The organism is Faecalicatena contorta, from assembly GCF_001404335.1.
Classification (GTDB): domain Bacteria; phylum Bacillota; class Clostridia; order Lachnospirales; family Lachnospiraceae; genus Faecalicatena; species Faecalicatena contortus_B.
Map to the genome: position 1 here is coordinate 42584 of NZ_CYZU01000037.1, position 14135 is coordinate 56718.

Consider the following 14135-nt stretch of genomic DNA (forward strand, 5'->3'; position numbering starts at 1 on the left):
TTTTAAAGAGGAAGATGCTTTTTTACTTTTTTAAATTATATATCAAAAGTAGGCAAAAATATATAATAAAAGAAAAAAAAGGAGATAAAATATGGACAAAATTAACATGCCAATAACGGGGATTTGCTCTTTTGCAAAATATCCGGTCTGTACGGATCTGGATGAGTTGGATGCGGACATTGCAGTACTTGGAGTTCCCTATGATCTGGGAGTCGGTTTTTTGTCAGGGGCAAGACTTGGGCCCAGGCGTATACGGGAGGTATCAACACATTATGCCAGAGGCGACGAGGGTTTTTACGACCCGGAGACACAGGAACAATTTTTAGCAGCTCCTATTAAGATTGTAGATTGCGGAGACGCTGATGTGCTTCATGGTGATATCGAGTATTCTTTCGAAAGCATAGAAAAATCTGTTCGGAAAATACTGAAAAAAGGAGCGATTCCAGCTGTCATGGGAGGCGATCATTCTATCACGATTCCAATAGGAAGAGCGTTGGAATGTCTGGACAGTGAGATCTGTATCGTACATATAGATGCCCATTTGGATTGGACAGACCATGTGGGACCGCTATATTATGGAAATGGAAGTCCGATGAGGCGGCTTTCTGAAATGAATCATATTGGGCAGATGATCCAGATAGGATTGAGAGGGCTTGGTTCCAGTAAATGTACAGATTTTAGAGCTGCTATGGAATACGGAAGCATTCTGGTACCCGCGAAAGAAGTACACAAACTGGGGCCGCAGGAGATACTAAAAAAAGTGCCCAAAGCAGAAAAGTATTTCATTTCCCTCGACATCGATGGGTATGATATTTCTCTTGCACCAGGTGTAGGATCACCGTCACCGGGCGGCCTGTATTATGACGAAGTCGCAGAAATGCTGGAGGGCATTTGCCGGATGGGAGAAATTGTTGGCTTCGACCTTGTGGAAGTAGCACCTCAGTATGATCCGGCGGGAATTACACCCCGCATAGCGGCTATGACGATGCTGAATCTGATGGGACAGATCATGAAAAACAAGAAAAAGTGAAAATGGCAGAAAACAGATAGTTATTGAGGGAATCATCATGTAAAGAAAGGATGCGGAATATGGAAAAATTGAATAACCTGGTACTTGATCTGGGTGGCAATGCGTGGAATCTGGTTTTGGTATTAGCTATATTTCTGGGAGTTTTTTATGGCATTCGGACAAAATTTATTCAGATTCGGCTTTTCCCAGAGGCCTTGCGGCTTGTAAAAAACCGTGCAAAAGAGGGGAAAGATGAAAAAGGTGTATCCAGTTTTCAAGCGTTGTGTATCACTTTAGGCGGCTGTATCGGGACCGGAAACGTGGCCGGTGTGGCAATGGCAATCGTAGTGGGAGGTCCCGGAGCTGTGTTCTGGATGTGGCTGATCGCAATACTCGGAATGGTTACGTCTTTTATGGAAAATACACTGGCACAGGTATATAAGGTGCAGGAGGGTGAGGTATACCGAGGCGGACCGTCCTACTATATGGAAAAGGGGCTGGGCAAACGGTGGCTTGGAATTTTGTATGCGTTCAGTATGATCGTATCCCTGGGATTTGCACTTGCAGCATTGCAGTCAAATACAATCTCTTTATCCGTAGGACAGGCCCTTGGAATTCCTGCTCTGTTGACTTCGATCTTGGTAGCAGTACTTATTGCGCTTGTTATATTTGGCGGAGTCCGCCGTATTGCAAAGGTTGCGGAACGCGGAGTTCCTATCATGACACTGGTTTACTTTGCACTTGCATTGCTGGTACTTATCGTAAATATTCAGAAAGTTCCGGAAATGTTTGCACTGATTTTCTCGAGAGCATTTGATTTTAAGGCAGTTGGCGGAGCAGCAATTGGCACTGTGATTTATCAGGGGCTGAAACGAGGCGTATTTTCAAATGGAGCCGGGCAGGGAGATGCACCGACTGCGGGTGCGTCGGCAGAAGTTTCCCATCCGGCGAAACAGGGATTGTTCGGAGTGTTTTCTGTATTTATTGACACAATTCTTGTATGTACACTGACCGCATTCGTCATTATTATATCAGGTGTCCATGAGTACAGCGATAGAGTAGGAATTGAGCTTTCCCAGCTTGCATTTTCTTCCTCTCTGGGAAAATGGGCAGGAGTAGTTCTGATGCTTTGCATTTTTATGTTCTGCTTTACTTCCATTATGTCAAATTATTATTGCGGCGAATCTTGCCTTGCATTTATGGCGAAGGGCATGAAAGGAAGGAACACTTACCGTATCATTTTTGTTACCGCAATTTTTCTGGGAGGAATTACCGGCGTTGATCTGATGTGGAACATCGCAGATTTATTCTGTGCGATCATTGTTATTTTAAATATGATTTCCCTGATTTTCCTCGGTAAAAAAGCCATCAAGGTTGCCGATGATTACATTCGGCAGAAAAAAGAAGGGAAAGATCCTGTATTCTGTTCAAAAGGAATCAAAGGACTGGAAGGGGCCGAATGTTGGGGCCGGGAGCGATGATATAAGAAAAATAGCCAAAAATAAAGAAAGGGTGAGTGCATGAAAAAGTTGCTATTAATTGCAACAGGCGGAACCATTGCTTGTCAGGACAGTGGCCGCGGACTGACATCAAAAATCGGAGCGAAAGCTCTTCTACAGTATATTCCCGATATAGCAAGGCGCTACGAACTTAAAATAATGCAGATTTATAATATTGACAGCCCGGATATCCAACCGCATCACTGGGAAAAGCTCGTACGAGAAATCAGGGAAAATTATGATGAGTATATTGGTTTTGTTATTATACATGGAACGGATACCCTTGCGTTTACTTCTTCTGCATTATCTTATATGATACAAAATAGCAGAAAGCCTATTGTTGTGACAGGTTCTCAATATCCCATCGATCATGAGAAAACGGACGGTGTTAAAAATCTGGCCGACAGCTGTATTTTTGCAGCGGAAAGTGGGATGCCCGGGGTCTACGTTGTATTTAACGGGAAAGTCATGTTTGGAAACCATGTTAAAAAAATAAAAAGCAAGAGCTATGATGCCTTTTACAGCGTGAATTATCCCGATATTGCCACAGTGGAAGATGGGATGGTAGTGAAACATAAAAGAATTGCTGATCCCTGTATGCCTGTAAATTTTACAGAGTGCGTAGAAGATAAAATTTTTATTTTGAAATTTTACCCTGGAATCCGTCCGGCCTATTTTTCTTTTATAAAGGATACCTTTAAGGCTGTGGTTATAGAGGGATACGGTGTTGCAGGCATTCCCGCGGAGTTTATCCCGCTTCTTCAGGAATGGAATGAATATGGTATAGAGATGGTCGTAACGTCCCAGTCTATGTATGAGGGGACAGACTTGGAAGTTTATTCCGTTGGGAGGGCCATAACAAACAAATTCCATGTGATGCAGGGATGCGATATGACATTGGAGGCAGTTTGGACAAAATTGATGTATATCCTGAGTTCTACAACAAAAACTGAAGAGATAAGAAAAAAATTTTATGCTTCTGTACAAGAAGATTGGAGTGCGAACATATCAAACTGAGCAAATAAACATGCATAATTAGTGCACTGCCGTACTAGGGCTTTCCTGTATGAAATTCAATGGAAAGTCCTAGTTGCCTTCACTGTTGCAATAACTTCCAACAAAAGCCCCGCCACAATACAGATTGTCTTATTTCCACAACCCCATCACCTGCCGCCAAGCAGCTCCAGCTTCTTCCTGCGCGGCAGCCGCTTAATAGCATACTCCCGTCGCATAGCCTCCTCCTTCGTCTCAAAAGCCTCAAAATAAGCCAGCTCCACAGGCCTGCGTGCCCGCGTATACTTAGCTCCCTTCCCCGCATTATGGTCACTCACCCGTTTCTCCAGGTCATTCGTCCACCCCGTATACAAACTCCCGTCCCTGCACCTCAAAATATATGTATAATTCATCCATCAAACACACCTTTCCATACCTATCACTATACCACATATCCACATTCTGATCAAAAAAAACTCCCCCCACTGTGGATAACTCCAGCAATTTTCCACCACAGCCCGAAATTTTGTGGATAACTAAAATGTTTTTTTATAACCAGATAACCAAATCCCCACAGCCCCTATAAAGTCTTTAATCTTTATTGTCCGCGTCTCCCATCCGCCTCTCCCGCCTCCCGTCCGGATGCACCCAGCCTGCCCGGCGCATGGAGCAGCCACCCGCCGGGAAGACATCTGGTGTTTTCCTGCGCATCCAGCGTGTGATTAGAAACACTTACAACAAAACAGGAGAATCTTATGGCCAAATCTTGATTTTCAAAATCAAGATTTGAGGCGGCTGAGCTGAGAAAGCATCAAGCTTTCTCAGTGAATCCGCCTGTAGCCATAAGATTCTCCTGTTTTGTTGTTAGTGTTTCTTTCACAAAGCGCCAGCGCTAGAGCGTGTCTAAAAATTCATTGCCGCAATATGCTGCCCCACTTCACGGTCTATTTACTGCCAAATCCAGTCAACGTAGCCCACTACGCCTCCTGTATTTGGCAGTAAATACCCCGCAAACTGGGACAACATCTTGCAACAAGCAATTTTCAGACACGCTCAAGAAAACACCAGATATCTTCCCGGCGGGTGGCTGCTCCATGCGCCGGGCAGGCGTCCCTTTAAGACTCCATAAAGTCCATAGGATTCACAGGAGCCCCATCTTTGAGCACCTCGAAATAAAGGTTCGGCCCTTCCACGCTATAATATTTTGTTGGTTCGCTCAGATATCCGACTGTCTGGCCAGCATCTACATAATCTCCGACCTCCAGCGGCACTTCCTTAAGCTGCCCGTATACTGCGCTGTATCCGTTTCCCATATCCAGGGTAACTGTAGTACCTGTCTGGGCGGACTGTTCTACATTCGTAACAACGCCCGGTGCGGATGCACCGATCATTTCTCCAACCTGGCCCCCGATAATCAGTGCCGGATTGTACTTATACTGTTCCAATGTTGAAAAGTATACCGTTTTGTCCATACTGTAGTTAATCAGTACTGCGCCGCTTGCCGGCCATGTGAGCAGGCTCTCCTCGCTGAAATATACTTGCGCGGTATTTCCTGCTGTCTCCGCATTTCCTGCGGAATTGTCCTGTGCGCTTTCATTCTCTTCTGTGTCATTTTCTGTTGATGTATTACCTTCTGCTTCCGGCAGGACAATATCATTGGTTGTCGTTGCCTCGCTCTTTTCTTTTGTTAGCTGTTCAGTCTGTTCCTCGGCTTTAGCCAGCTGCTGGTTCAATTTTTTATTATAATTGTTGAATGTATATGCTCCAACCATTACAATGACAGCAACAAAGCAGATCACGATTCCGACTGCTGCGCCCTTTCCTTTTAATAAAGATGGCTTTTCATTCTTATTCATATTCATCACCTCTGGCTATATTTTTGCCAGAAAAATGACGCCTTATTCTATTTTTGTAAATATTTCTCCGCCATCTGCCAGATTTGTTCCTTCAAAAAAATTTTGCAGAATTTCTTCACAGCTTTTTCCCTCTTTTGCCATCTCGTTTGCCGTCCACTGGCTCATCCCCAGGCCGTGCCCTTTTCCCATAGTCGTAATCCGAAGGCCCCCGTCCGCTTCCTGCAGAGAAAACGCACTGGACGCCAGTGACAGGGCCTCCCGGAACTGTTCGCCGCTGCAGACCGTATCACCAATTCTCATCTGTGATACATATCCCGCAGAATCGTAGGCTTGTATCTCAAAGTCAGAGAAACTGTAGGTTTTTTCTGCATTTTCTTTATCAACGGCCACCAGAAACGGCTGGCACTTGGCTTGTATTTCTTTGTACTCCATGTTGTAAACATGCATCTCGTCCTCGGCTTCTTTATCCTTAGGACATTCTTTTACCGCCAGATAGGGGCAGTCTTCATTTCCCAGAACTTCCTGGCCGCTTCTTGTTTTACCATTGCTGGCCTGGTGGAACGGCACCAATGCATACGTGTCATTATAGTATAACACCTGATTTTCGGTCTCATCCATTGCCTTTTTTAATTTTTTGTAATAAGTTTCAAATTCCTTGGCACTCCACTTTTTTTCCAGAGATTTTGTATCCAGGTAATTGTCCTCCAGCAGCTTATCCTCACTGCTGTCCAACGTCTGGTAGAGGTTGGTACGGATCAGAACTGCCTGTGCTTTCAGCGCTTCTTCTTCATAATTTCCGGGCATTTCTTTTGCAAGCATACCCAGAAAATATTCATCCCAGGGCACCTTGATCACCTGATCACTTCCATCCTCCGATGTTTTCTTCACCTGCACATAAGCACCGCCATTTTTTCCGTTTACTTCCATATCCGCGCCGTTTACAAAAACCGCGACCACATAGGGAAGCAGAATTAAAATAAGTAAAAATGAACAGACGGTTTTGACTTTTTGCCGCATATAACGTTGTCCCATAAAAAAGCCCTCCATATATATATTATATGAAGGGCTCAAAGGGGTCAGACCCCTTTTTTATAAGTCACTGTTTTCTTTCTTTTCTGTGTACTCCTCGTAGGTCTGGGTACCCTGTGGCTGCTCCTGCGTTTCTACGTCAGTCTCTGGCCCGGATACCTTCTCTTCTGCTTTGGCTTCCGTATCCGGCAGAATAATCACTGACGGCTCCTGCGCGCATTCCGGCTCCTCCTCTGAACCAGGAGCCTTTGGTGCTGATACCGGTGCTTCAGGCGTCACTGGAGGTACTGGAGGAACGGGAGGTACAGGCGGCGTACTCATATCCGGTGTTGTGGGAGGCACTGGGGCCTCCGGTGCTGCAGGTTCTCCCTGCACCGGCGCCTGAGGCGCAGGTACTGCGGTATACGGCCCCGGCATGGATCCGGCCGGCGGCATAGTTGGGTAACCCGGCTGGATAAACGGCCTTCCCAGATCCGGCTCCATTCCCGGATTAAAGTTCCTGTTGCGCATTGCGAAGAGGCAGATGGACTCGTAAAGAGGAACTACCATGCACAGTACTGCGTGCGCAATGGACATGTTTTTTGAAGTAAACTTCTCAAGAATCTGGTGATTTATGAGAACACTCAGTACTTTATAGAAGGCGCTGTACACAATAGCAGCAATCACCCAGATAATTGCTATAATGATGATTCCCATGATCACGCTGCTGCTGAAATGTGAAGATGTACCGCCCCCATGACTGTATAAAGCACTGGAATAGAGGCTGGAAAACGCCCCCAGTCCGACTACCCAGACGATCATATAAAAAATAAAGTTTACCACACCGAAGATGAACGGCATTGCAAGGAGCCAGATCCCCGGATTTTTGATGGTTTTGGATTTGAGGGTTATGCTTCCGCCCAGCTCTCCGTGGAGATATGTCCTTGCAAACGGAATGAACGCGAGCCAGGGGTAATCCATGCCCTGTCTCTTTGCAATCGTATACATACCGATTCCTTTGAATACATAACTGATTACGAAGAAAATGAACCACACTGCAAGCACAATCAGATAAATGGCCAGAATCCCCGTAAGCATTGAATCCACCGGTGAGTTATAAGTATAAGTGTAACTGTCATAATAATTCATAAATGCCTCCTATTCCGGCTGTCCTGACGGGACATTCACTTTTTCGAGTTTCCAGATATCCTTTACATACTCCTCGATTGTCCGGTCTGAGGTGAACTTCCCGCTGCATGCAGTGTTCATCATCGCCATTTTCGACCATCTCTGTACGTCGCGATAGGCAGCCTCCACTTTTTTCTGCGCCTCTGCGTACGCGCGGAAATCCTTCAGAATAAAGTAAGTATCGGGCCTGTTTGTGCAATGTGTATTTAAAAGGGAGTTATACAGGTTCTTGTACATCTCGTGGTTGCCGCCCGCATAGGTGCCGTCCATCAGCTGGTCGACCACGCGTTTGAGCTCCCAGTCATTAAAGTAAATGTCAATCGGATTATAGCCGCCGTTATTCTCGTAGTTAATAACCTCCTCGGAAGTTAACCCGAAGATAAATGCATTCTCCGCTCCGACTTCCTCCACGATCTCCACATTGGCGCCGTCCATTGTTCCCAGGGTCGGTGCGCCGTTGAGCATGAACTTCATATTTCCGGTGCCGGATGCCTCCTTGGACGCGGTCGAGATCTGCTCGCTCACATCCGCTGCCGCAAACAGAAGCTCCGCATTGGATACGCGGTAATCTTCGATAAATACAACTTTCAGCTTGCCGTTGATGCTTCTGTCATTGTTCACCACATCCGCTACGGAGTTGATCAGCTTGATCGTCTCTTTGGCTCTGAGATAACCTGCCGCGGCCTTTGCTCCAAAGATAAATGTCCTTGGATAAAATGACATCTCCGGATGCTCCTTGATCTGATTGTACAGATACATAATGTGCAGAATATTCAGCAGCTGACGCTTATATTCGTGAAGTCTCTTGACCTGCACATCAAAGATGGACGTAGGATCCACATCGATTCCATTATTTTCTTTGATATATTTTGCAAGGCGTACCTTGTTCTGATATTTGATCTGCATAAATTCTTTTCTTGCGCGCTCATCATTTACCAGCGGCTTCAGGTTGCCGATCAAGGATAAATCCGTGATCCATCCGTCCCCTATCCTTTCCGTGATCCAATCCGCAAGAAGCGGGTTGCCATGGAGAAGAAAACGTCTCTGTGTGATCCCGTTTGTTTTATTATTAAACTTCTCCGGCATCATGTCATAGAAATCTTTCAGTTCCTGATTTTTCAGGATCTCCGTGTGCAGCCTTGCCACACCGTTGACGGAGAAACCGGCTATAATCGCCATATGCGCCATGCGCACCTGATTGTCCCTGAGGATTGCCACTTTTCTGACCTTCTCTTCATTGCCCGGATATTTGGCGCGGACCTCCTGCAGGAAACGGCGGTCGATCTCCTGGACGATCTGGTAAATACGCGGAAGCAGCTTAGAGAACAGATCGATCGGCCATTTTTCCAGCGCCTCTGCCATAATCGTATGGTTGGTATAGGCACAGGTCTTTGTGGTCACTTCCCATGCCTCCTCCCAGGTCAGGCCTTCCACATCAATGAGCAGCCTCATCAGCTCCGGAACGGCAACCGTCGGATGCGTATCATTCATCTGGATTGCCACCTTCTCATAAAGCTTTTTGATGTCGTCGTGGTCCTTTTTATACTTCGCAATCAGGGCCTGCAGGCTGGCTGAGATAAAGAAATACTGCTGCTTCAGCCTCAGCTCCTTGCCGGCATAGTGGTTATCGTTGGGATAGAGCACATCCACGATCATCTTGGCAAGGTTCTCCTGCTCGACCGCCTTGTGGTAGTCCCCTCTGTCAAATGATTCCAGGGAAAAGTTCGTAATCGGCTCCGCATCCCAGATCCGCAGTGTATTCACCACATGGTTCCCATAGCCCACGATCGGCATATCATACGGAATCGCACGCACGGATTCATAATTCTCCTGAATAAACTTATCTCTGCCGGTCTCCGGATCTTTTTCAAAACGGATCGTACCGCCGAAGCGCACCTCTTTTGCGTACTCCTGTCTGCGCAGCTCGAAGGGATTGCCTTCCTTAAGCCAGTCATCCGGTGTCTCGATCTGGTAGCCGTTTTCAATCTTCTGTTTAAACATCCCATAGCGGTAGCGGATACCGCATCCGTATGCAGGGTAATTCAGTGTTGCCAGTGAATCCAGGAAGCATGCGGCCAGACGCCCCAGACCTCCGTTTCCAAGCGCCGCATCCGGCTCCTGGTCCTCGATCACGTTCAGATCGATATTCATCTCCTCCAGCGCTTCCCTCACATCCCCGTAGGCAGTCATATTAATCAGGTTATTGCCCAGGGCACGGCCCATCAGAAATTCCATGGACATGTAATAGACCGTCTTGGCATCCTGCTTCCTGTACTCCGCCTGCGTTGCCAGCCAGTCATCAATGATGATGTCCTTCACGGCATAAGAAACCGCCTGGAATATCTGCTGGGGCGTCGCCTCCTCTATCTTCTTCCGGTACAGTGTCTTCACATTGTCCCGGACGATTTCTTTGAAAACTTCTTTTTCAAATCGCTTACTATACATATATCTTACATCCCTTCTTTCATTACGCCCATTGTAACAGCCTCGCCGTTTATCTTCCATTCCTTCACATAGCCTGCCGGTTCTGCCTTCACAACTTCGTTTGCGAGTACTTCGCTTCCGATCTCTTTCCCGTGCTTTGCAAAGACACCTTCTGCTTTTGCGCTTCCCGCGTAAGTCACTTTAATCTTATCCATGACCTCAAAGTCTGCTTCCTTACGCATCGTCTGGATCTTGCTGATAATCTCTCTTACAAAACCTTCCTCTAACAGTTCTTCTGACAGGTTTGTATCCAGAACAACGGTTATACCGTTATCATTTTCAGATACATACCCCTCCATCTGCGCCGTATCAATCAGCAGGTCTTCCTTAAACAGAGTAATCTCCTGTCCGCTGATGTCCAGCTTCAATGCTCCGGTTTCATTAATCTCGTCCATAGCAGCATTGCCGTCGAGACTGTCCAGGGCAGACTTGATTCCACCTAACATCTTACCATACTTTGGCCCGACTGTCTTTAACTGTGGTTTAAAACTATATGAAGTAAAGTCTCTCACATCCTCTGTGAACTTCATATTCTTGACATTCAGCTCATCTTCAACGATTTCCTGATAAAATTCCGGCAGATCAAACCCTGCTTTCACAAACATCTGGCCGATCGGCTGGCGGTTCTTGATATTAGCTGTATTGCGGCACGCGCGTCCCATTACAACCAGCTTCAGGACATTGGCCATATTGGATTCCAGCTCCCCATCGATATAACTCTCGTTAACAACCGGGAAATCACAGAGATGGATGCTCTCCGGAGCTCCACTGTCAATGCTGCATACCAGGTTCTGATAGATCTCTTCTGTCATAAACGGAATCATCGGCGCCGCTACCTTCGCAACGGTCACAAGCGCAGTGTACAGCGTCATATACGCATTGATCTTATCCTGCTCCATGCCCTTTGCCCAAAAACGCTCCCGGCTTCTTCTGACATACCAGTTGCTCATGTCATCCACAAAGTCCTGCAGCGCCCTTGCGCTCTCCGGAATCCTGTAATTTTCAAGGTTCTCATCCACGGTCTTTATCAGTGTATTCAGTTTGGACAGTAGCCATTTATCCATAACACTCAGTTTTTCGTAATCCAGGCTGTATTTGGTTGCATCAAATTCATCTATATTTGCATACAGTACAAAAAATGCATAGGTATTCCACAGCGTTCCCATAAACTTACGCTGTCCCTCTGTCACTGCTTTTCCGTGGAAACGGTTCGGCAGCCACGGCGCGCTGTTCACATAGAAGTACCAGCGGATTGCATCCGCGCCATACTGATTCAGCGCATCAAACGGATCCACTGCATTTCCCTTGGACTTGCTCATCTTCTGGCCATTCTCATCCTGCACATGGCCAAGCACAATGACATTCTTGTACGGCGACTTATTAAAGAGCAGAGTAGAGATCGCCAGCAGAGAATAGAACCATCCTCTCGTCTGGTCCACAGCCTCTGATATAAAGTCTGCCGGGAACTGCTGTTCAAACAGGTCTTTATTCTCAAACGGATAGTGATGCTGTGCAAACGGCATGGAGCCGCTGTCAAACCAGCAGTCAATCACCTCCGGCACGCGGTGCATCTCTTTGCCGCAGACCGGGCATTTTATCGTAACATCATCAATATACGGGCGGTGAAGCTCGATATCATCCGGACAGTTATCGGACATGGATTTCAGTTCCTCGATGCTTCCGATAGAATGCTGATGTCCGCACTCACACTCCCAGATATTCAAAGGCGTGCCCCAGTAACGGTTGCGGCTGATGCCCCAATCCTGCACATTTTCCAGCCAGTCGCCGAAACGTCCCTTCCCGATACTCTCAGGGATCCAGTTGATCGTATTGTTATTGGCAATCAGATCGTCCTTCACGGCGGTCATGTTGATGAACCAGGATTCGCGCGCGTAGTAGATCAGCGGCGTATCGCATCTCCAACAGTGCGGATAGCTGTGCTCGAACTTCGGAGCATCAAAGAGAAGCCCTCTCTCCTCCAGGTCTTTCAGAACCATCGGATCCGCCTTCTTTACGAAGACTCCGGCAAATGGCGTGGATTCCGCCATATTTCCCTTTTCATCTACAAGCTGTACGAACGGCAGTCCATAGCTTCTCCCAACATTCGCATCGTCTTCACCAAAAGCAGGGGCAATGTGTACAATACCGGTACCATCCGTCAGTGTAACGTAGGAATCACAGGTCACATAGAACGCCTTCTTATTCTGCTTCGCAGCCCCTTCCGCCGCACAGGCAAACAGAGGCTCATATTCCTTGTATTCCAGATCCTTTCCTTTATATGTCTCCAGAATCTCATATGCCGGCTTATCTTCCTCTGCCAGCTTGCCAAGTACCGTATCCAGCAGCGCCTGCGCCATATAATACACATAGCCGTCTGCTGCCTTTACCTTCACATAATCCTCCGCCGGATTCACGCAGAGCGCCAGGTTAGAAGGCAGTGTCCAGGGCGTGGTTGTCCATGCCAGAATATAAGCATCCTCATCCTTCACCTTAAATCTGACGATCGCAGAACGTTCCTTGACATCTTTATACCCCTGGGCCACTTCCTGGGCAGACAGAGGAGTCCCGCACCGCGGGCAGTAAGGTACAATCTTAAATCCCTTATAAAGAAGGCCCTTGTCCCAGATCTGTTTCAGCCCCCACCACTCGGATTCGATAAAATTATTATCATAGGTCACATAGGGATGTTCCATATCAGCCCAAAATCCAACCGTACTGGAGAAATCTTCCCACATCCCCTTATATTTCCATACGCTTTCTTTACACTTATCGATAAAAGGCTCCAGGCCGTATTCCTCAATCTGATCCTTCCCGTCGAGTCCCAGAAGCTTTTCCACCTCCAGCTCAACCGGAAGCCCGTGAGTATCCCATCCGGCTTTACGCGGAACCATATACCCCTTCATCGTACGGTATCTCGGAATCATATCCTTGATAACGCGCGTCAACACATGTCCGATATGAGGCTTCCCATTCGCGGTTGGAGGCCCGTCATAGAATGTATACTCAGGGCAGCCTTCCCGCTCCTCCATACTTTTCCGAAAAATATTATGATCAGCCCAGAACTTTTCAACTTCTTTTTCACGCTCAACAAAATTCATATCCGTAGAAACTTTCTTATACATAACTCATCTCACCTTCCTATAATTATTTCATTTAACACGAAACGGACACCGCTGCGCCCTGCTTCCTTTGCGCCTGCGGCGCGGCATCTGCCTCTTACACCGCAGTGCGCATCCCCCGGAGGGTTTTTATGATATTGGCAATTCCTGTGGAATTTCCAATATCATGCAATAGAGTTTCGCTCGCGAAACTCGCGCCTGCGGCGGCCGCTGCGCGGCATCTACCTCTTACGCCGCAGTGCGCATCCCCCGGAGGGTTTTTATGATATTGGCAATTCCTGTGGAATTTCCAATATCATAAAAAAGCTTCCGCCCTGTAATAGGACGAAAGCTTTCACTGTCGTTTACCACCTGTTACAACATACTCCGGCCTTTTTGATCCTGCCTTGTATATGCGTTCCCGTAACGGGGGAACTCCGTCAGTCTCTACTGCTTCCGTTTCGAGGACTGCGACTCAGAAGTGATGTTCAGAAATCACTTACTCATACCGGGCTCGCACCACCTCCGGCTCGCTGCAAATTTCAGTGAAAACTTACTGTCTTCGTCATAGTCTTTTTTGTCTGCACAGGGATATTATAAAAAGAAACCGGGGAATAGTCAAGGGATTGCACATATATTTCACCAAAATTCATCACATTGTAGAAATTTAAAGAAACGTTTGAACTATTACTGCAGAATTGCATCTATTTCACTATCCCCTTATTCACTTTTCCCAAACTTTTTATAATATTCTTTCGCCTTCTGCTCAGACAAAGTAAATCTTTTTTGCAATTTTATTAAAATCTTATTCTCATCAAAGCCTTCCTCTATATAATCCAGTACCATCGCTCTAATGCCTTTCTCTACCCCTTGTGATAATCCTTGTTCTGAAGTGTACCCTTTGTCAAGGACAAATTTAAGAAGAAGGGATAATATGTTCTGTATAGACATCGCTATATTTCTTCTTCCTTTTTGGGTTCTTGTATTATCCCTTTCAAAG

9 protein-coding genes and 1 pseudogene are annotated in these 14135 nt (G+C 46.6%); 3 read left to right on the forward strand and 7 right to left on the reverse strand.

Annotated elements, in window-relative coordinates:
* Nucleotides 1-91 precede the first annotated feature (91 nt).
* The 3 genes from ARB69_RS17050 to ARB69_RS17060 are packed head-to-tail and all read left to right on the forward strand — an operon-like array spanning nucleotide 92 to nucleotide 3525.
* The gene (locus ARB69_RS17050; RefSeq protein ID WP_055154424.1) at nucleotides 92-1030 is read left to right on the forward strand and encodes an agmatinase; all 939 of its coding nucleotides are present in this window, start codon (nucleotides 92-94) and stop codon (nucleotides 1028-1030) included.
* A 59-nt stretch (nucleotides 1031-1089) separates the two neighbouring features.
* On the forward strand, nucleotides 1090-2490 hold the full coding sequence (locus ARB69_RS17055; protein ID WP_055154425.1) for an alanine/glycine:cation symporter family protein: 1401 nt from the start codon (nucleotides 1090-1092) through the stop codon (nucleotides 2488-2490).
* Nucleotides 2491-2529: 39 nt separating this feature from the next.
* On the forward strand, nucleotides 2530-3525 hold the full coding sequence (locus tag ARB69_RS17060; protein WP_055154426.1) for an asparaginase: 996 nt from the start codon (nucleotides 2530-2532) through the stop codon (nucleotides 3523-3525).
* Nucleotides 3526-3671: 146 nt separating this feature from the next.
* Here ARB69_RS17060 and ARB69_RS17065 read toward each other — a convergent pair whose 3' ends face one another.
* The 7 genes and pseudogenes from ARB69_RS17065 to ARB69_RS17095 all read right to left on the reverse strand — a co-directional run.
* Complete coding sequence (locus ARB69_RS17065; protein ID WP_055154427.1) at nucleotides 3672-3914, reverse strand: GIY-YIG nuclease family protein; 243 nt, start codon at nucleotides 3912-3914, stop codon at nucleotides 3672-3674.
* Between the two features lie 702 nt (nucleotides 3915-4616).
* Nucleotides 4617-5357 (reverse strand): M23 family metallopeptidase, encoded by a 741-nt coding sequence (locus ARB69_RS17070; RefSeq protein ID WP_055154428.1) that lies wholly within the window; start codon nucleotides 5355-5357, stop codon nucleotides 4617-4619.
* 42 nt (nucleotides 5358-5399) lie between these two features.
* The gene (locus ARB69_RS17075; protein WP_055154429.1) at nucleotides 5400-6389 is read right to left on the reverse strand and encodes a SpoIID/LytB domain-containing protein; all 990 of its coding nucleotides are present in this window, start codon (nucleotides 6387-6389) and stop codon (nucleotides 5400-5402) included.
* Nucleotides 6390-6446: 57 nt separating this feature from the next.
* Complete coding sequence (locus ARB69_RS17080) at nucleotides 6447-7514, reverse strand: RNA-binding protein (protein WP_174518414.1); 1068 nt, start codon at nucleotides 7512-7514, stop codon at nucleotides 6447-6449.
* A 9-nt stretch (nucleotides 7515-7523) separates the two neighbouring features.
* Nucleotides 7524-9998, reverse strand: a complete 2475-nt coding sequence (locus tag ARB69_RS17085) for a glycogen/starch/alpha-glucan phosphorylase (RefSeq protein WP_055154430.1) — start codon at nucleotides 9996-9998, stop codon at nucleotides 7524-7526.
* 5 nt (nucleotides 9999-10003) lie between these two features.
* Nucleotides 10004-13159, reverse strand: coding sequence for an isoleucine--tRNA ligase (ileS, locus tag ARB69_RS17090; protein WP_055154431.1), 3156 nt, complete (start codon nucleotides 13157-13159; stop codon nucleotides 10004-10006).
* Nucleotides 13160-13855: 696 nt separating this feature from the next.
* Nucleotides 13856-14135: pseudogene (locus ARB69_RS17095) on the reverse strand (hypothetical protein); the annotation flags it as partial.

What these genes read in the sequence shown, in the direction of transcription:
- ARB69_RS17075 (WP_055154429.1), bottom strand. Translation starts at nt 6,389, where the DNA reads ATGGGACAACGTTATATGCGGCAAAAAGTCAAAACCGTCTGTTCATTT.
- ARB69_RS17085 (WP_055154430.1), bottom strand. Translation starts at nt 9,998, where the DNA reads ATGTATAGTAAGCGATTTGAAAAAGAAGTTTTCAAAGAAATCGTCCGG.
- ARB69_RS17060 (WP_055154426.1), top strand. Translation starts at nt 2,530, where the DNA reads ATGAAAAAGTTGCTATTAATTGCAACAGGCGGAACCATTGCTTGTCAG.
- ARB69_RS17055 (WP_055154425.1), top strand. Translation starts at nt 1,090, where the DNA reads ATGGAAAAATTGAATAACCTGGTACTTGATCTGGGTGGCAATGCGTGG.
- ileS (WP_055154431.1), bottom strand. Translation starts at nt 13,159, where the DNA reads ATGTATAAGAAAGTTTCTACGGATATGAATTTTGTTGAGCGTGAAAAA.
- ARB69_RS17070 (WP_055154428.1), bottom strand. Translation starts at nt 5,357, where the DNA reads ATGAATAAGAATGAAAAGCCATCTTTATTAAAAGGAAAGGGCGCAGCA.
- ARB69_RS17065 (WP_055154427.1), bottom strand. Translation starts at nt 3,914, where the DNA reads ATGAATTATACATATATTTTGAGGTGCAGGGACGGGAGTTTGTATACG.
- ARB69_RS17050 (WP_055154424.1), top strand. Translation starts at nt 92, where the DNA reads ATGGACAAAATTAACATGCCAATAACGGGGATTTGCTCTTTTGCAAAA.
- ARB69_RS17080 (WP_174518414.1), bottom strand. Translation starts at nt 7,514, where the DNA reads ATGAATTATTATGACAGTTACACTTATACTTATAACTCACCGGTGGAT.